General features: G+C 46.6%; 19 protein-coding genes. 3 read left to right on the top strand and 16 right to left on the bottom strand.

What is annotated here, in order from left to right:
• Positions 1–7: 7 nt before the first annotated feature.
• Positions 8–1360, bottom strand: a complete 1353-nt coding sequence (locus MJO46_RS17355) for an NCS2 family permease (RefSeq protein WP_253990397.1) — start codon at positions 1358–1360, stop codon at positions 8–10.
• A gap of 451 nt (positions 1361–1811) precedes the next feature.
• Between MJO46_RS17355 and MJO46_RS17350 the strand changes: the two genes are divergently transcribed.
• Positions 1812–2183 carry a PilZ domain-containing protein gene (locus MJO46_RS17350; RefSeq protein ID WP_253990396.1) on the top strand — a complete coding sequence of 124 codons (372 nt, stop codon included), beginning with the start codon at positions 1812–1814 and terminating at the stop codon, positions 2181–2183.
• Between the two features lie 109 nt (positions 2184–2292).
• Here MJO46_RS17350 and radA read toward each other — a convergent pair whose 3' ends face one another.
• Positions 2293–3657 (bottom strand): DNA repair protein RadA, encoded by a 1365-nt coding sequence (radA, locus tag MJO46_RS17345; protein WP_253990395.1) that lies wholly within the window; start codon positions 3655–3657, stop codon positions 2293–2295.
• A gap of 113 nt (positions 3658–3770) precedes the next feature.
• On the opposite strand from radA, the gene MJO46_RS17340 reads away from it, so the two are divergent.
• A complete protein-coding gene (locus MJO46_RS17340) occupies positions 3771–6152 on the top strand; it encodes a PilZ domain-containing protein (protein ID WP_253990394.1) in 2382 nt (793 codons plus the stop codon).
• A 26-nt stretch (positions 6153–6178) separates the two neighbouring features.
• On the opposite strand, the gene MJO46_RS17335 is transcribed toward MJO46_RS17340, so the two are convergent.
• Positions 6179–7150, bottom strand: a complete 972-nt coding sequence (locus tag MJO46_RS17335; protein WP_253990393.1) for an alpha/beta fold hydrolase — start codon at positions 7148–7150, stop codon at positions 6179–6181.
• 115 nt (positions 7151–7265) lie between these two features.
• Entirely contained in the window at positions 7266–8261 is a 996-nt protein-coding gene (gene serB, locus MJO46_RS17330) for a phosphoserine phosphatase SerB (RefSeq protein ID WP_253990392.1), read from the bottom strand.
• A gap of 64 nt (positions 8262–8325) precedes the next feature.
• On the opposite strand from serB, the gene MJO46_RS17325 reads away from it, so the two are divergent.
• Positions 8326–9306: a YtjB family periplasmic protein gene (locus tag MJO46_RS17325; RefSeq protein WP_253990391.1), complete on the top strand. Its 981-nt coding sequence runs from the start codon at positions 8326–8328 to the stop codon at positions 9304–9306.
• A gap of 97 nt (positions 9307–9403) precedes the next feature.
• On the opposite strand, the gene deoD is transcribed toward MJO46_RS17325, so the two are convergent.
• The 12 genes from deoD to pnp all read right to left on the bottom strand — a co-directional run bounded on the left by deoD (position 9404) and on the right by pnp (position 23295).
• Positions 9404–10114 (bottom strand): purine-nucleoside phosphorylase, encoded by a 711-nt coding sequence (gene deoD / locus MJO46_RS17320; protein WP_198780753.1) that lies wholly within the window; start codon positions 10112–10114, stop codon positions 9404–9406.
• 91 nt (positions 10115–10205) lie between these two features.
• Positions 10206–11420: a phosphopentomutase gene (locus MJO46_RS17315; RefSeq protein WP_253990390.1), complete on the bottom strand. Its 1215-nt coding sequence runs from the start codon at positions 11418–11420 to the stop codon at positions 10206–10208.
• A gap of 9 nt (positions 11421–11429) precedes the next feature.
• On the bottom strand, positions 11430–12761 hold the full coding sequence (gene deoA, locus MJO46_RS17310) for a thymidine phosphorylase (protein WP_253990389.1): 1332 nt from the start codon (positions 12759–12761) through the stop codon (positions 11430–11432).
• A 172-nt stretch (positions 12762–12933) separates the two neighbouring features.
• A complete protein-coding gene (gene deoC / locus MJO46_RS17305) occupies positions 12934–13704 on the bottom strand; it encodes a deoxyribose-phosphate aldolase (RefSeq protein WP_253990388.1) in 771 nt (256 codons plus the stop codon).
• A 416-nt stretch (positions 13705–14120) separates the two neighbouring features.
• Positions 14121–14960, bottom strand: a complete 840-nt coding sequence (locus tag MJO46_RS17300) for an outer membrane protein OmpK (protein ID WP_253990387.1) — start codon at positions 14958–14960, stop codon at positions 14121–14123.
• A 348-nt stretch (positions 14961–15308) separates the two neighbouring features.
• Positions 15309–16568, bottom strand: a complete 1260-nt coding sequence (locus MJO46_RS17295) for a NupC/NupG family nucleoside CNT transporter (protein ID WP_253990386.1) — start codon at positions 16566–16568, stop codon at positions 15309–15311.
• Positions 16569–16744: 176 nt separating this feature from the next.
• Positions 16745–17509: a TatD family hydrolase gene (locus MJO46_RS17290; protein WP_253990385.1), complete on the bottom strand. Its 765-nt coding sequence runs from the start codon at positions 17507–17509 to the stop codon at positions 16745–16747.
• Positions 17510–17520: 11 nt separating this feature from the next.
• Entirely contained in the window at positions 17521–17721 is a 201-nt protein-coding gene (locus MJO46_RS20015; protein WP_367880939.1) for a hypothetical protein, read from the bottom strand.
• Positions 17722–17802: 81 nt separating this feature from the next.
• A complete protein-coding gene (gene prfC, locus MJO46_RS17285) occupies positions 17803–19383 on the bottom strand; it encodes a peptide chain release factor 3 (RefSeq protein WP_253990384.1) in 1581 nt (526 codons plus the stop codon).
• Between the two features lie 98 nt (positions 19384–19481).
• A complete protein-coding gene (gene nlpI, locus MJO46_RS17280) occupies positions 19482–20384 on the bottom strand; it encodes a lipoprotein NlpI (RefSeq protein WP_253990383.1) in 903 nt (300 codons plus the stop codon).
• Positions 20385–20564: 180 nt separating this feature from the next.
• Positions 20565–21002 (bottom strand): IS200/IS605 family transposase, encoded by a 438-nt coding sequence (gene tnpA, locus MJO46_RS17275; RefSeq protein WP_253990382.1) that lies wholly within the window; start codon positions 21000–21002, stop codon positions 20565–20567.
• A gap of 193 nt (positions 21003–21195) precedes the next feature.
• Positions 21196–23295, bottom strand: coding sequence for a polyribonucleotide nucleotidyltransferase (pnp, locus tag MJO46_RS17270; RefSeq protein ID WP_253990381.1), 2100 nt, complete (start codon positions 23293–23295; stop codon positions 21196–21198).
• Between the last annotated feature and the right edge of the window lie 126 nt (positions 23296–23421).

Below are 23421 nucleotides of genomic sequence, written 5' to 3'. Positions count from 1 at the left end.
CTTGGAACTAGATCGCCCAGCCGCCCATATAAAACACTACTAAACCTAAGGTAATAGCCAGTACGCCAACCTTAAGTTTACGCCATTCGCCGCTGCAAATACGCCCAACGACCAGAGTCACAAAGCCGAGCATAATACCTGTGACGATATTACAACTTAAGATAATAAATACGGCGCAGGTTAGCCCCGCCATGGCATCGACTTTATCGTTAAAATCAAGTTTTGCCACATTGCTTAGCATCAATAGGCCGACATACATTAATGCTGGTGCAGTGGCATAGGCTGGCACTAAATAGCTTAGCGGCGCGAGGAACATCATCAATAAAAACAGTACGCCAACGATAGTCGCCGTTAACCCTGTTTTGCCGCCCGCCGCTGTGCCCGCCGCCGATTCGATATATACCGCCGCAGGAGCGCCGCCCACTAAACCCGCAAACATGCTGCTGACAGAGTCTGAGGTTAAGGCTTTACCGCCGCCAACAATATTGTCATCCTTATCGAGCAGATTAGCCTGACCAGCCACGGCACGGATGGTGCCGGTCGCATCGAAAATCGCCGTCATAACGAGGGCTAATACGATAGGCAATACCACGGGGTTAAAGGCGCCCATAATATCGAGTTGGCCTATGAGCGAATGCTCTGAAGTCAAATCGGGAAAGGCAAACAAACCTTGATATTTGACACTCGGATCGAACACTAAACCAAATACCGATAGCGCGATAATCACCAGCAAAATCCCACCAGGAACACCACGGCGCTCTAAGCCGATTGTCGCCGCTAAACCGATAACAGTTGCGATAACGGGTAAGCTGTTAATGTCGCCTAACTTCACTGGTAGGCCGGCATCATTCGCCACAATCAACTGCACACTGTTAGTGGCAATCAAGAGTAAAAACAAGCCGATACCTATGCCAGTACCGTGGGCAATACCCTTAGGTAAATTAGCCAGTACCCATTGACGAATACCCGTCACACTCACGAGTGTAAAGGTCACGCCCATCAGGAAGATAGCGCCCAGAGTGACAGGAATCGACATGCCTTGACCTAGCACTAAGCTAAAGGCCGTAAAAGCGGTGAGTGAAATGGCGCAGCCAATTGCCATAGGTAAGTTGGCCCACAAACCCATAAGCAAAGAACCAAAAGCGGCAATTAAACAGGTCGCGATAAATACCGCAGCGGGGTCGAATCCCGCCTGGCCTAGCATGTTAGGCACCACAATCACCGAGTAGACCATAGCGAGGAAAGTCGTTAATCCCGCAATCACTTCTTGGCGAACCGTGCTACCACGTTGTTTTATTGAAAAATACTGGTCCAGAAATGAACCTGAGGGTACGGCAGTTGAACTCAATTGCTCAGACATAATATTGTTATACCTTGTGATCTCTTAAAATAGGGTCGATACCATCCACACTAAGCAGGATGGCGACGCTGGCTGCGGCAGATTAGAGCCCCAAATCCACCGGATTTAGGTGAGAGATCCACATCATTTTCCTACTGCGGGAAAAATCCATGATCTGCAAGCAGTGATGCTTTGCCTAGTTAAACTATCTTCAACCATGCAAACGCAGCCGTTGTTGGCCGCGGATAATACTGTAAACGCCCCAAGATAGCTAAGACATCACCAACACTTTGATAAATCATTAGCCAAAAAATGCGAAATCAGTTGTTCAAAAAACGACCTAAACATTATTCAAGGGCACACAGTGCCACACAATAATTTGCCGAGCTTTTACAGACATATGAATATGACTTATGCTTACCACTACGAATGAAGCTCATGTTGGCAGACTATGAAAGAAAAAGGATCGGTTATGGACGAGAGACGCAAGTTTTCGCGGATTTTATTCGCTGCTAGCGCATCTTTGCAACAAGGTAACGAGCAGTGGCAAACAACCATCCTCGACCTCAGCCTTAATGGCGCATTAGTTGAAGAACCTGAGCATTTCACCGGCACAGATCAACCTATTACCCTGAGCTGTACTCTCCCAGGCTCCGATATTGAGCTAAAAATGGAAACTGAGTTAGTCCACCATAGGAATGGCCAATTAGGCCTAAAATGTAGCTTTATCGACGTTGACAGCATCAGCCACCTAAAACGTATGGTGGAGCTTAACTTAGGTGATGCCTCCTTGCTGAATCGCGAGCTTATGTTGTTTATCGAAAAACACAACACCGCTGATTAAGACACTCGCTCACAAACACAAACAGCGCCTAATGGCGCTGTTTTGATTTCTAGCGTTTATCCCGCTCGTGTGGATTTATTAGCGTCTAATTTTTGCTAACGCCTATAAGCTAAATCGCCTCTAACGCTTCGGATAATTTTGACACGCCAATGACTTCCATACCCAGTGGTGGCTTTTTCGGGACGTTCGCCTTAGGTACGATTGCCCGCTTAAAACCATGTTTGGCAGCTTCGACTAATCGTTCTTGGCCATTGGGCACAGGGCGAATTTCACCGGATAAACCGACTTCCCCAAAGGCGACTAAATCGCTGGGTAGAATATCGCCACGAAAACTCGACACCATCGCCAGCAATAGGGTTAAGTCGGCGCTGGTCTCAGTCACTTTTACCCCGCCCACCACGTTCACAAATACATCCTGATCCGACATCTGTAAACCGCCGTGGCGGTGCATCACGGCAAGCAACATAGCTAAACGGTTAGCATCCATCCCCACAGCTACGCGGCGCGGGTTAGACATGGCCGAGTTATCCACCAGCACTTGCAATTCGACCAGTAATGGCCGAGTGCCCTCCCACACCACCATCACCAAAGAGCCCGAAGACTCTTCTTCACCGCGGGATAAAAAAATGGCAGAGGGATTGGCGACTTCTTTAAGGCCGCGTTCGGTCATGGCGAATACACCTAACTCATTGATCGCCCCGAAACGGTTCTTATGGGAACGTAAAGTACGGTAGCGGCTATCGCTATCTCCTTCAAACATCACAGAGCAGTCGATGCAATGCTCCAGCACCTTAGGTCCGGCGAGGCTACCATCCTTAGTCACATGGCCAACCATAATCACCGCAATCCCATTTTCCTTCGCAAAACGGGTTAGATAAGAGGCGGATTCACGCACCTGTGACACACTGCCAGGGCTCGATGCGACATCACTCATATGCATCACTTGAATCGAATCGACCACTATCACTTTAGGTAATTCTTTAAGGGCCACTTCGCAGATTTGTTCAACGCTGGTTTCTGATAACATGCGCAATTTATTGGTCGGCAAACCAAGGCGATGGGCACGCATAGCCACCTGCTGCAATGACTCCTCACCCGTGACATACAGCGCAGGCATTTGCTCCGCAAGATGACATAGAGTTTGCAATAAAAGCGTACTCTTACCCGCGCCAGGGTGACCGCCAATCAGAATGGCCGACCCCGGCACAATACCGCCACCGAGCACGCGATCGAGTTCGCCAAAATGGCTCAAGATCCGCGGCAGCGCATTGAGATCAATTTGATCTAAGGTTTTGACTTCACTGCTACTGGCGCCGGCATAGCCGACGAACTTAGCACCGCGCCCAGGAGAAGCCGCACCGAGCCTTACCTCAGTTATCGTATTCCACTCCTGACAAGCACTACACTGCCCTTGCCACCGGGGAAAGTCTTGCCCACACTCATTACATACGTACGCGGTTTTATTCTTTGCCATAACTCATTAAAATCTGTATAAAATAAATTTAAGTAACTCATTTAAGTAACTGTGAATACTGCCGACATTAGACTAACAGTCCAATACAAAATAAGCATTAAAAAGAACCCTATATGAGTTTAGATAACCACAGTGCACTCATAGAACAGCTCAAGCCGCTGCTTATGGAACCTAACTTCCATGAGATTTTCCAGCAGCTAACGACTGACGAAAGCAATTCGACCCGTTTTCTACTGAAAATGGAATTGAATCGCTTAGCCTCGCCCTGCACGCGGGTTATCGATCTTAGGGATAAGTCTGAACTTCCCTGCACTGAAGTCATGCTCGGCCAACAGCGCCACTTTTTAGATGAGCCCGCAAAACGTAGCCTATTTGAGGCTATGTCCTTATACCGTAATCAGTACACTTTAGGCGTGTATGAATACGTGCTTACAGCCCATCAGCAGCGCAGACAAAAATTACGCCAAGGAACGCCACAGGCCGACAGTATCGAATCCGAACCATTTATGGTGCCGGGAGTCGTCTTCGGCAGTTATTTTAATCGCGCCGAAGAACGGATGAATTACAGCATACGTATTACGGCCTCACAAATGGGCCGAGGGGAAATCCCAGGGATCACAGTGGATCTGTCCATTGGCGGCGCCCGCATTCGACTCGCGGCTAATCATCCCTTCGACCTCGATAAACCGCTCAAAGTGAAGCTCCTTGAGCTCAGTGAAGAATATTATTACCCCGATTTACAACAGGGGGTCGACTACGAAATCGTCGATAGTCAACTCAATGGGGAATATATTTGGCTAAGACTTAAACGCATTAGTGGCACCGATGCCCTAGGTGAAATGCTTGGCAATTTAATTCGTGGCTACAAATTACGTTACAAATTAGATATCAACGATGTGTTAGTCACAGCATCGGGCCTAGGATTTGAGCGCCATTATCTGCCACATTTGCCACACTTGCCCTTATATCTAAACCAGCAGACGCAGACGGTAAGCCATATGCTGCTGAGCCGCGATAACCAGCAAATAGTCCATTATTTTCAGGATGAAAATGATGTCAGCCAGCTTCCCGCTATGCTCACTCAGGCACGTTTATCGGCGCTGCTCGCCCATCCAAACAATCCAGACCATGGACTTTTTTTTAGTTTTACCTATAACGCGCAGGGCTGTTTGTATTTTTACTCCGCCACCTTAGCCGAACTCAAAGCGAAAGGGTTAATGCCGTTATTTTTAGGTTTTGCATCCACTAAACCCAGCTGGCGCATTTTCAAACTTATCCAAGATAAAATCTATCATGAAAAGGGATACCGCCGCGCCACGTTACCGGGGGATGAAACTAAATACAGCCCACTGGTCGAGCAGCAATTGTCCCAGTTTAGTCATGTAATGCAACTGATTGATATAACAAATGAAGATGCGAGGCTAACCTATAAAGCCTGGCAGGATAACAGCAATGCAAACGCCCTGAAAGCCTTTGGTCAACAACGGCTGACGGCTCATACCATTAAACCGATTTCAATGCAGTTTAGTGAGCGCAGACAAGAGGCGCGTTTCGCCTTTAAAACCTTAGTCAATCTCTCCCAAGGCGAACTCAGGGCCAGCGGCATTACCTTAGATATTTCTAGCCGAGGGATGCAGTTAACCTTAGATAATCCAACCGCATTTTCATCCAACAAGCCTTTAATGCTCAGCTTGCCAAAGCTACAAACTATCGCAGGTAAAACGCAACTCGACCATCTGCCCTATCGTCTAGTGCGCACCCGTAAAAATGGCGTGACCTTACACTTAACCGCTGTGATGGGTCATACCCCCCATGTTGGGGTCGAGTTTTTAAATAAACTGATTGCCCATAATAAAGAAAAGTTAGAGCAATTGACTGAAAATAATAGTGAAGTCAAAGAGCTTGCCGACGGCTTAAAAAATATTTTGCTGCGTGATCTCCATTCTGTGCCCTACTTTGTCGAGAAAACCACAAAATCAGCCCAAGTTGCCTGCCTTGGCGTCGGCACTCAACGGGATGAGATCAGCGATATTTTTGCAGCAGGCACTTCTGATGCGCTGCAATACAATTTAGCACCGCTACTTAAGGATGGTTTCTTCAAACGGGAGATCCTTGAACCCATACGTCAAATGAAACCCCAGCAGGATATGGATTTTATTGAGGTATTTATTCAGCTGACCCGTCAATCCCGTGGGCAGATCCATTTGAAGTGTGTCTCCGCGAGTGAGATTGGGGATGCAAAAGCTCAAGTGGCATTTATTAGCCAGAGTAAAATGGCGGGCCGTTTTATCGCCCTGCGCATTTACCGCGGGGCAACGGAAAAACCCGATATCAGTTATCTGCGCCGCGAACTTGAATACATTAATGTCCACGCCAACCATAGAGCAAAGCAGTTAGAAGAGCAGCTTTGGCGGATCATAGGTGTCGGTGAGCTACTCGATATCACCCAAGAAGTGGAACTTAGGTATCCCGCATTACATCAAAAGCCAGCCTAGCGAGCACAAACTGAAAATCCGCAGCCCTAATCCCTGAGAACGCAAAGATCAAAGGCTAAATACCAGTCAAGGATCTGCAAAAAATGATCGCCTGCCGCATCCAAGTGGGTCAGCATATCTCCATGTCCGTAATCGTGTTTAAAGCCATTCGCCTTAGATAGCAAAGTTAACTTCACTTGCTCGAATCCACATTCGTGCACCATATCGGCGACATCTTCGGGATGCCCGAGCACTGTATCGTTTTGCCCCGCAAAAAACCAAGCCGCTGGCCAGTTAGCCGTTTTAGCCGCCTTTGCATAATCGAACCCATCATCGTGATCGCGCCACTCCCCCCGCACCCAATCTATGCTTTGGTTCAAGGACGCGCGGCTCTCGTTATCCATACCTAAGCGCAATTTATCGGCGGCGAGATACCCTTGACCTATGGCTAAACCAGGTGCGAGTCGATTCCAAAACAGATCGACCATCAACCACTTTTTAACGGATTTAACTCGAATAGTGCGCTTACTGCCGAAGGTGAGCAGTGAGCGAACACTCTGCTGCAGTTGCGGATAGCGCGCTAAGCTGCTCGCCATAAGTACGCCGCCCCAGGAATGGGCGCACCAATGCACCTTAGACGGCGCGACGGTGTTAGCTACTTGGCAAGTTTGTTGATGCAAATCCAGAATAAATTGCTGCACTAAGGGGAGCTGCTCACGAATGACCTCGCCCTGCCCTAGGGTAAAATCTCGGTTGATCTTAGGCAGGCTCAAGCCCCGGCCAGCGGTATCGAGCACATAAACAATAAACCCAGCCCGAGCGAGAAAGCAGCCAAGGCCCCGCCCGCTTTGACTATAAAACACCCGTCCGTTAGACATAGCGCCGTGGAGCATCAATATCGGCGTTTTAGAAAAATCTGGGTTAGCAGGCAGTAACTGACGCAGGTGCAAATGCCCGTCACGGTAAGGTAAGTAAAGCGAAGACTGTGAAATGGTCGAAACCGAGGCGTGCTGAGTCAAAGTAAGTCACTGGTAGTTCATCAAGTCAGACTAAACTACCAGCTCGGATTCAAAAAACAAGAGTCATTACTCTAACTCGATTTGGCCTAAGCGGTTTATCACCTTGAAAAACCGTCTAATACTGCAGTAAATAAGGCAGGACCCGTAAATCGAGTCGACGAATATTCGCATCAGCCGCGGCGGCTAACTTAGGTTTAGCATGAAAGGCAATGCCAAAGTCCGCCGCTTGAACCATAGGAATATCATTGGCACCATCGCCAATGGCCACTCTTTGTCCCGGTGGAATCTGCCAATCGGCACTGCAGGCCGCTACCACATCGGCCTTAAATTGGGCATCGACCACCTTTCCCGTGACCTCACCAACGAGGCGTCCGTCAGTAATCACTAACTCATTGGCAAAGGCCGCATCTAAGCTTAATAACTGCTTCAAATGGCCGACAAAAGGCGTGAAGCCACCCGAAGCAACCACTAAGCGCCAATGGTGCGACTTAAGCTCGGCAAGCATAGGTTCAAGACCAGACATCAAAGGCAGACGCTCACATAGGTTCTCGATAATACTGGCATCGGCCCCCTTAAGTTGAGCAACGCGTTGGCGTAAGCTCTGCTCAAAATCCAACTCCCCCAACATGGCACGCTCTGTAATCGCAGCCACCTGCTCACCAACCCCCGCCATTGCCGCTAATTCATCAATACATTCAATTTGAATCGCGGTTGAATCCATATCCATGACCAATAACCCAGGTGCACTCAGCTTAGGCAATGCCTGCCTAATCAGATGATACTCGGCTAAATCATTGGGGAAAGTCGCTAGCAGCTCGCGGCTAGGTTCAAGGGGCAAAGCGAGCTCGATACAGTGCAAAGCCACTTGGCGGCGAATGGGCGCGATATAAATAACGTCAAGCCCAAGTGTTTTAGCGAGGGAAAGCATCCAAGCCGAGAGTGCACTTTCAACCCTAATATCGTCATAAATTAGTCGCATACGAAAGAGAGAACCCGCTGGCGTACCCACTGACTCTTGATAAGTTTCAAAGGCATGCCCTTGGTATTCAAACCGTGGCGTGGGGCTAGCAGCTAACCATACAAATAAGGCATCTGGGTTCAAGCTTTCCATAGGACGGGTGTTCTCCAACTATCGGGCTCACGCATAATCAATTATGATTAGGCAAGCGTGTTAAATGTTAAGGGTCGAAGTGTTATATCTTAAAGGGCTTAAGAAAAGCCATAAAATCAGTAGACTGCTCCAAATCGCCATCGCTTTGACCTTGATGGTGGGCTTAGTGCAATTGTGGGAAACAAGCCTACTACAAGGTCAACTGCTTCTAAAGTCCCAAACGCAAAAGATGGCAAGATTACTGGTACAGCAAACCGCCTATAGTGCGGCGCCCGCGCTGCAGTTGCAAAATGATGAGCAGCTGCAATGGTTAGCCAGTGCGCTAGTCGAAGATCCTAAGGTGATCTCAGCGGCCATATTCAGTGACCAAGGCATTAGGCTCTCCTTTGCCCAAAGTATTACCAAAGAGGGAACCGATCCTGACTCCGAAGAAATGAACCTGCTACTCAGCAAATATCCGCCCTATGTTGAGCCTGTTATCCAAGAGGGTAAGAACCTAGGTTATGTTGAGGTCAGACTCGATACCAAACTGTTTTTTAATGAAATTAAAGAAGCCCACAACCTGAATATGGAGCAACAGCAAATCATGCTGCTGGTCGCGGGCTTGATTGGCATGCTGTTATCCCGGGCTCTTTCCTTTAAACGTGCCGATTTTGACCGCCGTCGTACCCGGGTTAAATTACGTCAAAATCCCAAGAAAAATAACAAGACCAAACAGACTGAAGCGGCTGAGGCAGAATTCGCCGTATTAGATGCCTCTAAAAATATAGAGGACAAAGTCGCAGAGGGTGCTAAGGCTAATACAGAGATAAACTTGACTAATCCTCAACCTAAGACTGAAGATCAACCTAAGCCAGAGGAGAAGAGTGGCGACAAAATAAAGCCAGAACAAGAGCTTAATCTTTCTAAAAACGCTATTAAGCCCACTAAATCAGAATTAAAACCCAAAGTAAAAACGATCCGCCGCGTTAAAAATCAAGCAAAAACCAGTGCAGAGAAAAGCCCTGCCCAACCCAGCGATCTCGATACGGACTCCACGGGCTAAATCCATCAAGCTTCGCAATCTCGGCGACGAGACAATGACCCATAAAAAAGGGTTCGCAATGCGAACCCTTTTTAACCCAAGCAACAATTACAATGAATTACAGGGTAATCGCCGCTTCTAATGTCATAATAATCATGTCATTGAAGGTCGTTTGACGTTCTTCAGCAGTGGTTTTTTCACCAGTGCGGATATGATCAGATACGGTCACAACGCACAGGGCGCGGGCACCAAACTCATGGGCAACACCGTATAAACCGGCGGCTTCCATTTCTACCCCTAACACACCCATTTTTTCCATCACGTCAAACATTTGTGGATCGGGAGTGTAGAATAAATCGGCAGAGAATACGTTACCCACGCGGATCTTAGTGCCTTTAACTTTGGCAGATTCAATCACGGCATTCATCAGCTCATAGTTCGCGATTGCAGCGAAATCTTGGCCTTTAAAACGTAAACGGTTCACTTGAGAATCGGTACAAGCGCCCATGCCGATGATCACATCGCGCACTTTAACGTCTGTGCTGATCGCGCCACAAGTACCTACACGGATCAGGTTCTTAACGCCGTAATCTTTAATTAATTCAGTTGCATAGATTGAGCATGAAGGAATACCCATGCCAGAACCCATTACCGAAATACGTTTGCCTTTATAAGTACCAGTAAAACCTAGCATGTTTCGAACATCAGTCACTTGCTCAACATTTTCTAAGAACGTTTCAGCAATATATTTTGCACGTAATGGATCGCCAGGAAACAGAACCGTCTCAGCGAATGCGCCCTCTACAGCATTAATGTGTGGTGTTGCCATCGAAATAACCCCTGTTTATTTTATTAAGACTTAAGTCTTTGTTTACTGGCGGCCCAATTTCAGCCGCCAAATTGATATCCAGCGCGTTTAATTAAATAAACGACTCGCCATAGGCCATTGGCTCGAGCTTAAAATGACTCGCAATTGATTGACCTATATCGGCAAAACTATTACGGCGGCCAAGCGTTCCGGCCTTTAAGCCTGCGCCATAGGCAAGTACAGGCACATACTCGCGGGTATGATCAGTGCCTTGCCACGTTGGGTCACAGCCGTGATCCGCGGTTAAAATCAGCAGATCGTCTTCACCCAGTAAGGCCAGCATTTCAGGCAAGCGGGCATCAAAATACTCCAGCCCCTTAGCATAGCCCGCCACGTCACGGCGGTGGCCATAGTGGGAATCAAAATCGACGAAGTTAGTAAACACTATAGTGTTATCGCCAGCGGATTTAACTTCGGCTAAGGTCGCATCGAATAAGGCTTCAAGGCCGTTCGCCTTCACTTTCTTAGTGATACCGCAGTAAGCGTAAATGTCAGCAATCTTACCTACACTCACCACTTCGCCACCGGCCTCCTTGAGCTTATCTAACACGGTTTTTGCTGGCGGCTCAAGGGAGTAATCCTTACGGTTGCCAGTACGGGCAAAGTCACTTGGGCCTGTACCATCAAATGGACGGGCAATCACCCGACCTATGTTGTAAGGCTCTAACTCTTCACGGGCAATTTCGCAAAGACGATAGAGGTTTTCTAAACCAAAAGTGCCTTCGTGGCAGGCGATTTGAAACACTGAGTCAGCCGAGGTATAGAAAATAGGCTTGCCAGAACGCATATGTTCTTCGCCCAATTCCTCCAGAATCGTAGTGCCAGAGGCATGACAATTCCCTAAAAAGCCATCGAGTCCCGCACGGGCTAAAATCTTATCCGTCAGTTCTTTCGGAAATGAATTTTGATGCTCGCTGAAATAGCCCCATTCGAATAACACGGGCACACCCGCCATTTCCCAGTGACCGCTCGGGGTATCTTTACCCGAACTTAATTCTTGGGCATGACCATAGGCGCCAATCAGTTGAACGTTTTCACCAAACCCAGGTGCAAAGGCACCCGTGCTTTCCATCGCCGCATGGCCTAGGCCGAGGCGAGCTAAATTAGGTAACTTAAGTGGCCCTTCACGGCCGATGTCGGCTTTGCCTTCGGCGCAAGCTTTTGCGATATGACCAAAAGTGTCAGATCCTATATCCCCAAACTTGGCGGCATCGGCGGCTGCGCCAATACCAAAGGAGTCCAACATCATAATAATTGTACGTTTCATAATACTTCCTTAAAGATCCGATGCACGAATGTAAGCATAGATCTCAGGTGTTTTTTCAGGGGCGGTTTCACCAATGTGAATCGCTTTTTTAACGGCATTTTCCGCTTCGGCAAAGGCGGCTTCAGATTGCGCATGGATCACGGCAATCGGTGTTGATGAGTCAATTTTGTCACCAAGGGCGCATACTTGAGTCAGGCCAACACTATAGTCTAGTGCATCGCCGGGTTTACGGCGGCCGCCACCTAATGTCACCACGGCTAAGCCTAGCTCGCGGGTATCCATACTGTGGGCAAAGCCTTGAGTATCGGCAAACACTGGACGAATAATTTGCGACTGCGGCAGATATTTACTGTAGTTTTCAACAAAATCGACAGGACCACCCAGGCCAGAAACCATCTTGCCAAAGATCTCGGCAGCACGGCCGTTATCTAGCGCGCGGTTCAATTTCGCACGGGCATCGGCTTCATCGGTCGCAAGACCACCTAGGAGCAACATCTCGGCACATAGACCCATAGTCACTGCGTATAGGCGAGGATTACGGTAAGCACCGGTTAAGAAATCGATGGCTTCTTTTACTTCAACCGCGTTACCCGCACAGGATGCAAGCACTTGATTCATATCGGTGAGCAAGGCCGTGGTTTTAGTGCCAGCACCATTAGCCACCGCCGCGATACTGCGGGCTAATTCTTCGGAGGCTTCATAGGTTGGCATAAAGGCGCCACTACCAACTTTTACGTCCATCGCCAGCGCATCTAAGCTACAAGCTAATTTCTTAGAAAGAATAGAGGCGGTAATAAGGGAGATGGATTCGACGGTGGCGGTATTGTCACGGATGGAATAGAAGCGCTTATCGGCGGGAACCAGATCGCCCGTTTGACCGATAATGGCCACACCGACGTCTTTAACGACTTTGCGGAATAATTCGCTTGAAGGCTCGGTCTGATAACCCGGAATAGCATCAAACTTATCTAAGGTGCCACCGGTATGACCTAGGCCGCGGCCTGAAATCATCGGCACGTAACCACCACAAGCCGCAGCCATAGGGCCGAGCATCAGGCTGATAACATCACCGACACCGCCAGTACTGTGCTTGTCGATTACTGGTCCGTTAAGGCCTAAGGATTGCCAGTTAAGCACTGTGCCCGAATCGCGCATTGCAATCGTTAACGCGATTCTTTCATCCATATTCATGTCATTAAAGTACACTGCCATCCCGAGTGCGGCGATCTGACCTTCAGACACGGCATTGGTGGTTATGCCCTTAACAAAGAACTGTATCTCTTCAGAACTTAACGCTAAACCATTACGTTTCTTACGAATAATTTCTTGAGCTAGAAACATGATACTGCCTCCAAGATAAAAGCCAAATCCAAAGTCTGGCATTTATCTTTGCAATGAAACATCAAAACTGTAGCAATATTACAAACACATGCTATCGAAGTTCTGATGTTTTCAACTAGATTTAGGTCACACTTAATTAGATTCGATATACCGTTTTTGTATTAATCTGTGATTAATAGCCTTGAGTAGGCTTAGGCGCATCGGCTAATTCTAAGGTGTGTAACAAGCTGTTGAGTAAGCTTGAAGCCCCAAATCTAAAGGTACGTGGAGACACCCAGTCAGCACCCAGAATACGTTCGGCAACCCCTAAGAACTCTGCAGCTTGGGCAGCATCACGCACGCCGCCAGCAGGCTTAAAGCCGACCTTAGGGTTCCTCTCGCTGATCACAGTCAGCATAATTTCGGCCGCTTCTAGGGTAGCGTTAACAGGTACTTTACCCGTAGAGGTTTTGATAAAATCAGCACCAGCGTCGATTGAAAGCTCAGATGCACGGCGAATAAGCGCTGGATCGGCTAATACGCCAGATTCGATAATCACTTTCAGTAAAACTTCACCACAGGCTTCTTTACAGGCTTTAACTAATTCAAAACCTATGGTTTCGTTACCTTCCATCAGCGCGCGGTATGGGAAAACCACGTCGACTTCATCGGCGCCATAGGCGACTGCGGCGCGGGTTTCGAGCACAGCAATCGCAATATCATCATTGCCGTGGGGGAAGTTAGTCACAGTAGCGATTTGAATATCTTCGGCGCCAATTTCATCTAAGGTTTTACGTGCGATAGGGATAAAACGCGGATAAATACAGATAGCGGCGGTATTACCTGCGGCGGTTTTCGCCTTATGGCACAGATCGATCACTTTCTGATCTGTGTCGTCATCATTCAATGTGGTTAAGTCCATTAACTCGATGGCGCGTTGTGCTGCTTTTTTTAAATCAGTCATAATAGCTCTCCAAAAGAAAAATTAAATAAATAGAAATCAGTCTCTTAAAAGCAAGGCTTAGAGGTGGCATTATTTTTGATTATTTTTATATGGCCGGGCCTTCAGGCGATGCCGAGTAACTTACCTAGGTAAATTACTTTGTTATTAGGTATTCAATCTTGCCTATGCATAACACATACGCATCCTGACACTTAAATTGACTATAAGTGATCACGACTTGAATCCTTGAAGACCGGAAGAGAGGATACGAGTAAGACCTTGTTCCTACTTTTCCGCGAAAAATCCGTTTTAGCGCGAGAAAAACACAAACCTTTATATAAACTCACTGCCCAGCATTCTAAATAAGTTTAGATAAAGATTTATGGCAGATTAAATGTGGAGCCGCAGATTGCGGCTCCAACGGCTATTACAAGTGATTAGAACTTGTAAGTAGCTGACAGGTAGTGTGACCAACCTGTTGATTCTAGAGCTAGAGCACCTGCACCATCTTCTAACAGGTAAACGTCTTTAAAGCCTTTCAGGCCATAGCCCAGAGCATAACGATCTGAGTGCCAGTATAGACCGAAGAAGATGTTACCACCGTCAGAGGTTTTTGGTACGAAAGCAGTCTTGTCTTCGTCAGCACCGAATTGGTAATCGATGTAACCTTGGAATGACAGGAAGCTCTTGTTGTCGAAGAAGTAGAAAGGCTTGAACCAGTTAGCAGAGAATTGGTAACCGTTCCACTCTTTCGCGTTCATGTCGTAGAAACCGTACAGGTTCATACCTGTTTTGCCTAACCAAGGCACGTTTACGTCAGCACCAACACCCCAGAATGTAGAGTTAACGCCTTCACCGTTCAGACCGTCCCAGTTGAACAGAGTAGAGAAGTAAACTTCTTGTACTGGGCCAAAAGATAAATCTTTGCCAGTTAATGCATCGATAGATACACGTGGTGCAAACTTCATGAACAGTTTGCTGGTGCCAGAACCTGGGTTCTTGTCACCGTCTTTGGTGTTCTCGTTTGCTAAGTTGAATATGTCAACATAACCATAGAGATCGAAAATGCCAGAACGGCCGCCGAATTCCATTTCTAAGTAGTTGTGTTGGTCGCCAGTAGCTGGGTTATCAGGTTTTTCACCGACAGAGTACATAGCGTTGAACTGCATCCACTTGTAGTCTGAACCGTGCAGGTCAGAACGGTCAGCGGCAAATGCGTTGCCAGAGATTGCAGCTACTGCTGTAGCGGCTAAAGCTAAAGTTTTAACATTTTTCATCATCAACCCCATTTATCTTGTTTGCTACCATCGAGGGTAGCGTTCTTTTTGTGGCGCTCGCATTCTACCTAGATTAAAAAAAATCTCAATAATCTAGCGCAAAATCACGAACACAAAATTCTTAATTGTGAACAAAGTCGCGACTTCTTTATCACGATTAATTAACTTAACCGTGCATTCACGACATATGAACAGAATAACAAATCGAGTTTCCTTGTATTCTGGTCAATGCTATCGGAGAAACTATTCACTACAGGAATCACTACTGGAAAATGGTTGAATTAACTTAGGTCCCGCCCTGCATAGCCAGGACCTAGTTAGTGGGGTTACCCCCTCGAGCGTCTTAACTTAAATAGCTAAGAACAGACCCGCAATTGTGGCGCTCATTAAGTTAGCGAGTGAGCCGGCGATAACCGCACGAATACCCATTCTTGCTAAATCATGGCGACGGTTAGGAGCCATAGCACCTAAACCACCAAGCAGAATCGCAATTGAAGACAAGTTAGCGAAACCACACAGAGCAAACGAAACAATCGCCTTAGTTCTGTCTGTCATGGCTAAACCGGTTTCAGCAACGACCATACCGCCATCGGCAATGTCTTTTAAGTATGGAGCAAAGTTTAGGTAAGCAACGAATTCGTTAACAATGATCTTTTGACCGATGAAAGAACCAGCAACTAAAGCTTCGTTCCAAGGCACACCGATTAGGAAGGCTAAAGGCATGAACACATAACCTAGGATCAGTTCCAGTGTTAAACCTTCAACACCAAACCAACCGCCCACACCACCGATAATACCGTTGATCATCGCAATCAAACCAACGAAGGCTAACAGCATGGCACCTACGTTTAGTGCTAAGTGCATACCAGATGAAGCACCCGCAGCAGCAGCGTCTAACACGTTAGCTGGCTTATCAGGATCTTCTGGCAGCTCATCCATATCGTTTTTAGCGACTTCAGTCTCTGGGTGCATCAGTTTAGCCATTAATAGACCACCTGGTGCCGCCATAAATGACGCAGCAACTAAGTACTCAATAGGCACGCCCATTTGCGCGTAACCAGCCAGTACTGAACCTGCGATTGAAGCTAAACCACCGACCATGATCGCAAATAATTCAGATTGCGTCATAGTTGGAATAAATGGACGAACCACTAACGGCGCTTCAGTCTGACCCACGAAGATGTTAGCTGTCGCTGACATAGATTCAGTACGGCTTGTGCCTAATGCTTTTTGCAGACCACCACCGATAATACGGATGATCCACTGCATGATGCCTAAGTAGTACAGAACGGCGATCAAAGAAGAGAAGAACACGATAACTGGCAATACGTTTACCGCGAAGATAAAGCCAAGTTTGAAGTTAGCTAAATCGCCAAACAGGAAGCCAATACCGTTTTGTGCATAGCCAATTACGCTAGAGACGGCGTCAGATACACTTTTCAGAATATCTTTACCGACAGGAACGTACAAAACAAAACCACCGAAGGCGGCCTGGATAGCTAAAGCGCCACCCACTGTACGCAGATTAATTGCTTTTTTGTTATTCGATAGGAGGAAACCTATCGCAAGTAGGACGACCACCCCTACTAAACTCATCAATATATTCATTAACCATCACCCTATTGTTAACACTTTTTAATTATGTTGTTAATCAACCTATTTCCGAGTCAGATTATACCCGAGGCAAAGTCGAAAATCGTCGTTTTGATCAAATTTTTGGAGTTTAATTTCAATCGCTTAGTGAAGAATGCTAATGCGACCTACACCTGTTTAATTAAAAACAACTAAAGGTCAAACAGTTGCACTGCATTCAACATCAAGTGTTCTGATATTAGAACACTTGATTTTTTTTGCAAAGTTGCAATTTTGTCGATAAAAAGCGCAGCATTGGCGGGTTGGTTACGTTTTTCAGTAACATTTAACGGCGTCATGGCGGGAGAATCAGTCTCAAGTAGGAAGTTTTCGAGCGATAATTCAGCGACTGTTTTGAGCAATTTTTTGGCGTTGGGGTTCATAATCAAACCACCAATCCCGAGCTTAAAACCCAATTTGATATATTCTTGTGCAATCTCAACACTGCCAGAAAAAGCATGTATCACGCCACCTCTAGACAATTGATGCTTTTTCAAACAGGCCAAAACCTCGGCATGGGTTTTCACACTATGGACAATAACCGGCAGATTAACGGATTTCGCTAACGCCAGTTGCGCCTCAAAAAATGCTAACTGCCGCGACCAAGTTGAGGGATAAAGCGCATCTAAGCCACATTCACCAATAGCAACAAAACGAGGACATTCGAGCAACGAAGTCACTTGAGATGTTAATGCCAAGATCCCAGCATCAACATCCTCTGGGCAAAACCAAGGATGGATGCCTAATGCAAAATAGGCTTGATATTGCTGTGCAACGGCGAGTTGTTTTTGCCAGTGGTCGGGGGAAACGCCAGGGATAATCAGATTACTGATCCCAGCTTGATGCATACGCTGAACCACTTGCTCACGGTCTGCATCAAACTCAGGAAAATCTAGATGCGCGTGGGTATCTAACATAGGCCAATACCTCACTCATCATCGGGCTTGCGCTCAGGTTTTAATGCTGGTTTGGATGCGATTGGTAAACTAGACGCTTTAGTCGAGCACTTTGGCGTGAGCGGCGGATCTTCAAGGCGAGGCATGCAACAACGGCGATTTTCAGGAGTAAGCTCCATTTTATCGCACCATCGAATGTAAGCTTGCCATGATTTTGTGATCCAATTAGCCATATCAGCATCCCAAACCGTAAATTAGATACAAAAATGGCGGTAATAGACCGCCATTTAAACACTACTGCAAACCAACCCAAATTAATGCTCGCGGGTTTTCGCAAACTCTATATCAGGGTATCTTTCCATCGAAAGATTAAGGTTAACCATAGTTGGCGCAATATAAGTTAAGTTATCACCACCATCGAGGGCCAAGTTTTGGCTGCACTTACGGCGGAACTCTTCTAGCTTACGCTCATCCTTACAATAAACCCAGCGAGCGGTAGAAACGCTAATACCTTCGTAAATGGCTTCGACGTTGTATTCACTCTTTAAACGGCCAACTACCACTTCAAACTGCAGCACACCCACAGCGCCCACGATCAAATCGTTGGTGTCTAATGGACGGAAGACCTGCACAGCACCTTCTTCAGATAACTGTACTAAACCTTTCAGCAATTGCTTTTGTTTAAGCGGATCGCGCAAACGAATACGGCGGAACATTTCCGGCGCAAAGTTAGGCACACCTGTGAAACGGAACTTTTCACCTTGGGTGAAAGTATCACCAATACGAATAGTGCCATGGTTATGTAAACCAATGATATCGCCAGGATAAGCCACTTCGGCGCGCTCACGGTCGCCCGCCATAAAGGTCAATGCATCGCTGACGTTAACATCCTTACCAATTCGAACATGGTGCATTTTCATGCCTTGCTCGTAACGGCCAGAACAGACACGCATAAAGGCCACACGGTCCCTGTGTTTTGGATCCATGTTAGCTTGAATTTTAAACACGAAACCGGTGAACTTCTCTTCATCGGGCATGATCGTCCGGACATCACTTTCGCGCGGTAATGGTTTAGGCGCCCACTCGACGATACCGTCAAGAATATGATCCACACCGAAGTTACCTAATGCCGTACCGAAGAACACGGGTGTCAACTCGCCTTTCAAGAAAGCCGCGTGGTCGAACTCATTCGATGCGCCGCGCACTAATTCCATTTCATCACGTAAATCAGCGGCATAACTGCCAATCGCTTTCTCAAGATCGGGATTATTAATGCCTTTAATCACACGACGTTCTTGAATAGTGTGTCCCATACCACCTTGATAAAGCACCACTTCATCACGCAGTATGTGGTAAATACCTTTGAATTCTTTACCACTGCCTATAGGCCAAGTAATAGGTGCACAGGCGATATTCAGTACGTTTTCGACTTCATCCATCAGATCGATAGGATCACGGATATCGCGGTCGAGTTTGTTCATAAAGGTCACGATCGGCGTATCACGCAGACGGGTAACTTCCATCAACTTGATGGTGCGATCTTCAACACCCTTCGCGGAGTCGATGACCATCAGGCAGGAGTCAACAGCAGTCAGCGTACGATAGGTATCTTCCGAGAAATCTTCGTGACCAGGCGTGTCGAGTAGGTTAACGAGGGCGCCACCGTAGGGGAATTGCATCACAGACGTAGTAATAGAAATACCACGATCCTTCTCCATTTCCATCCAGTCAGACTTAGCATGCTGGCCCGATTTTTTGCCTTTAACCGTTCCCGCTTTCTGCAAAGCGTTTCCGAATAACAGCACTTTTTCGGTAATGGTGGTTTTACCCGCGTCGGGGTGCGATATAATCGCGAAGGTGCGACGTTTATCGACCTCTACTTTATTGTCTGACATTTAACCTATGCACTCGTATCGCTAAAAAGGCGCAAATTATAGCGCCTCACTGCTCTCTTGGCTAGGCAAAGCCCGAGATGAACTCGGGAGTGTGCAGGTTATTTTGCTTCTTCTAGCAAGCCTTTAACTTTTGCCAGTTCGATGCGTGCATATCTGTGTTCGACAAAATCATAGATATTAGTCGCCAGTGCAAGGCGTAAATAGTTTGCGGCATCCTGATATTGCTTAGTCTCTATCGCCATTTTGGCTAAATAGAAATAGGCCTCACATAAACGCTCGGCATATTCTTTTGGATGAGTCAGCCCCGATTTTGCCGCGGCAAATACGTCATCACGGCTTTTTAAACCAAGATAGTGGTCAACGATAACGGTTGACCAAGCATCGGCTTCGAGGCCCTGGCGGTGTTCCTGTAATTGACGCTTGGCTTCGGTCACATTGTCTTTTGATTGGATCAAATACAACCACAATGCACGGTAACCATCTTTATTATCGCCGGCATAAAAGGCTTGCATATCCTTTACCGCAAGATCATTGCGATCGCCATAATAGAGCGCGATACCACGATTTAAATAGGCATAATCATAATTAGGGGAGAGTTCTAATACGCCATCGAAGGCCTCATAGGCACTGTCGTAATCGCCTTCTTGGGTGTAATAAATTCCAAGGAAATTATAAGCATCGGCCAGATCGGGCTGGAGCTTCAACGCTTGCATAAAATCAATACGCGCCAACAGCCTTAACCCTACACTGTCATAAATCACACCACGGTCATAGTGAAAACGCGCCCTTTGTTCATTGGTTAACTCGACGGCGGATAAAATCTCATTGAGTTTCGCCAACGTCACTTCGACTTTATAATCGGGCATTACTGGGGCAACGACTAACTTACCTTCAACATCATTGTGGTTCTCTAAGGGAGACTGAGTGGTTGCACATCCAGCCAACATCAGGCTGGCAGCCGCCAGCACAGCAACAATAGCGGTTCTAATTTTAAGACTCATCCATTTCTACCTTTTTAGATTCCCAACACACGCAGAAGAATGTTCATGATAGCAATCCCACCACCGGACTGCTATTGACGAATAGCATTAATCGCAACTTAATTAAATTTGAACAAGTAAAGAATCCGCCTTCTTAGAAGGCGGCTTTGACTTGCCCCTGGAAGGGGCTATTCCAAGAACCTACATCATCTGCAACGACAATTGAGCCTCATGTGCCTGATCTTGTTTATCTTGATGGCGCACATATCGTCTAATGATTTCTTCATTAATCCCTACTGTATCTACAAAATAACCTCTGGCCCAAAAGCTATTGCCCCATAGCTTTTTACGTACATGAGGGAATTTATTAAACAGCCTTATCGCACTTCTTCCTTTCAATACTCCCATCAGCGTTGATACTGACAGCTTCGGCGGGATTATGACAACCAAGTGAACGTGGTCTATCTGAACGTTTAATTCTAAAACCTCACAACCCTTCATATTGCAAAGGATATAAATTGACCTGTATAACTCCTTACCAAGGTTTCCTTTTAAAATTTTAAAACGGTACTTCGGAGTCCAAACAATATGATATTTGCAACGCCAATAAACATGTGATGAACTTCTATAATCGCCCATGCTTTTCGTTTCCTCTTACTTGTGGTGAATAAGAAGTCTCTTTTAGCATGGGCGTAATTCAGGCTATAGCCTCAAGGAACAATCACCACCGCCAGAGGCGGTGGTTTTGGGATGACAATAAAAAGGAGATCAATGGATCTCCTTTTTGGGCAGTCACTTAAAAGTGCATGGGAATACTGAGTTTATCTCTCAATTATTCTGCAGCAGCTTCTTTCGTTTGTGCTTCTTTAATTGACAGTCTTACACGGCCTTGACGATCCACTTCCATGACTTTAACTGTCACTTCTTGGTTCAGCTCAAGGTGATCTGACACGTTAGCCACACGCTCATCACTGATCTGTGAAATGTGTACTAAACCGTCTTTGCCCGGCAGAATGTTCACGAAGGCACCGAAATCAACGATACGGATAACCTTACCATTGTAGATACGGCCTACTTCTACTTCTGAAGTAATTTCTTCGATACGACGGATAGCTTCTTTAGTTGCTTCGCCATTTGAAGAGGCAATCTTCACAGTACCATCATCTTCCAGCTCAATCGTAGTGCCGGTTTCTTCGGTCAAAGCACGAATAACTGCGCCGCCTTTACCGATAACGTCACGGATTTTTTCTGGGTTAATTTTGATCGTTGTGATGCGTGGAGCATGATCAGAAATATCATCACGGTGTGAACCAATGGCTTGATCCATCACGTTCAGGATATGCACACGTGCGCCATAGGCTTGTTGCAGTGCGATTTCCATGATTTCTTTAGTGATACCTTCGATCTTGATATCCATCTGCAGTGCAGTAATACCGTTACGGGTACCCGCCACTTTAAAGTCCATATCACCTAAATGGTCTTCATCACCTAAGATGTCAGAAAGAACAACGAAATCATCGCCCTCTTTCACTAGACCCATAGCGATACCCGCTACAGAAGTCTTGATAGGTACACCAGCATCCATCAGCGCAAGTGAAGTACCGCAGACTGACGCCATAGAGCTTGAACCGTTAGATTCAGTGATTTCAGATACCACGCGTACGCTGTATGGGAATTCAGCCGCTGAAGGCATAACAGCGTTAATACCGCGCCATGCAAGCTTACCATGGCCGATTTCGCGGCGCTTAGGTGAACCCACCATACCTGTTTCGCCCACAGAATAGGGAGGGAAATTATAGTGCAGCATGAAACGGTTAGTGCGCTCGCCCATGATGCTGTCGATCTTCTGTGCATCACGTTCAGTACCTAAAGTACAAGTCACTAGGGCCTGAGTTTCACCACGGGTGAACAGTGCGCTACCGTGAGTACGTGGCAATACGCCCGCTAACACGCTTAATGCACGGATCATGTCTGGTTCACGACCATCGATACGAGGCTCGCCACGAATAATGCGACCACGAACCACTTTCTTCTCTAAGCTGCCCAGTAAATTGTCCACTTCACGTAGATCAACGTCTGGATTACTGGCTAACAAAGCTTCTTTTACTGCCGCTTTAACGACAGAAACTTGAGCATAACGATCTTGTTTAACTTGGATTTTATAGGCATCGCCTAAACCCGCTTCAGCCAACTCTTTAATCTGAGCGACTAAGGTTTCATCTTGTACTGGTGCGGTCCAATTCCACATTGGTTTACCGGCTTCTGCTTTAAATTCAGCAATCGCTTTAATAACCACTTGTTGTTGATCGTGACCATAAACAACAGAACCTAACATCACTTCTTCTGGTAATGCTTGGGCTTCTGATTCCACCATTAATACTGCGCTTTCGGTACCTGCAACCACTAAGTTCAGTTGGCTAGTCTCGATTTGAGCAACAGTTGGGTTCAGTACGTATTCGCCATTGATATAACCCACACGAGCCGCACCTAAAGGACCGCTGAATGGAATACCAGAAATAGCCAGTGCCGCTGAAGTACCGATCATTGAAATGATATCTGGCTCGATTTGTGGATCGACAGAAACCACAGTGATGATCACTTGAACTTCGTTTTTGAAACCATTAGGGAAAAGAGGACGAATTGGGCGGTCAATCAGACGAGCGATTAATGTCTCATCTTCTGAAGGACGACCTTCACGCTTAAAGAAACCACCAGGAATTTTACCCGCTGCGTAGGTCTTTTCTTGATAGTTAACAGTCAGAGGGAAAAAGTCACGACCGGCTTCGGCTTCTTTTTTACCTACAACAGTGACTAACACTGTCGTGTCACCCATACTCGCTAACACGGCTGCATCGGCTTGACGCGCTATAACACCCGTTTCTAGGGTGACTGTATGTTGACCATACTCAAAACTCTTTACAATTGGATTCACGTGACCCATTCCTTAATTAATGACCTTGAATTACGCGCGTAAGTATACTGCAATTAAGGACAATAGATAAAGAGCAGATAATGATGACAAAGACCTATCTTTTCACTAAAGTGGGTAAATCAACAA

Origin of the sequence: Shewanella sp. KJ2020, assembly GCF_024197625.1 — a bacterium.
Lineage (GTDB): Bacteria > Pseudomonadota > Gammaproteobacteria > Enterobacterales > Shewanellaceae > Shewanella.
This window is presented reverse-complemented; position numbering and strand designations above follow the sequence as displayed.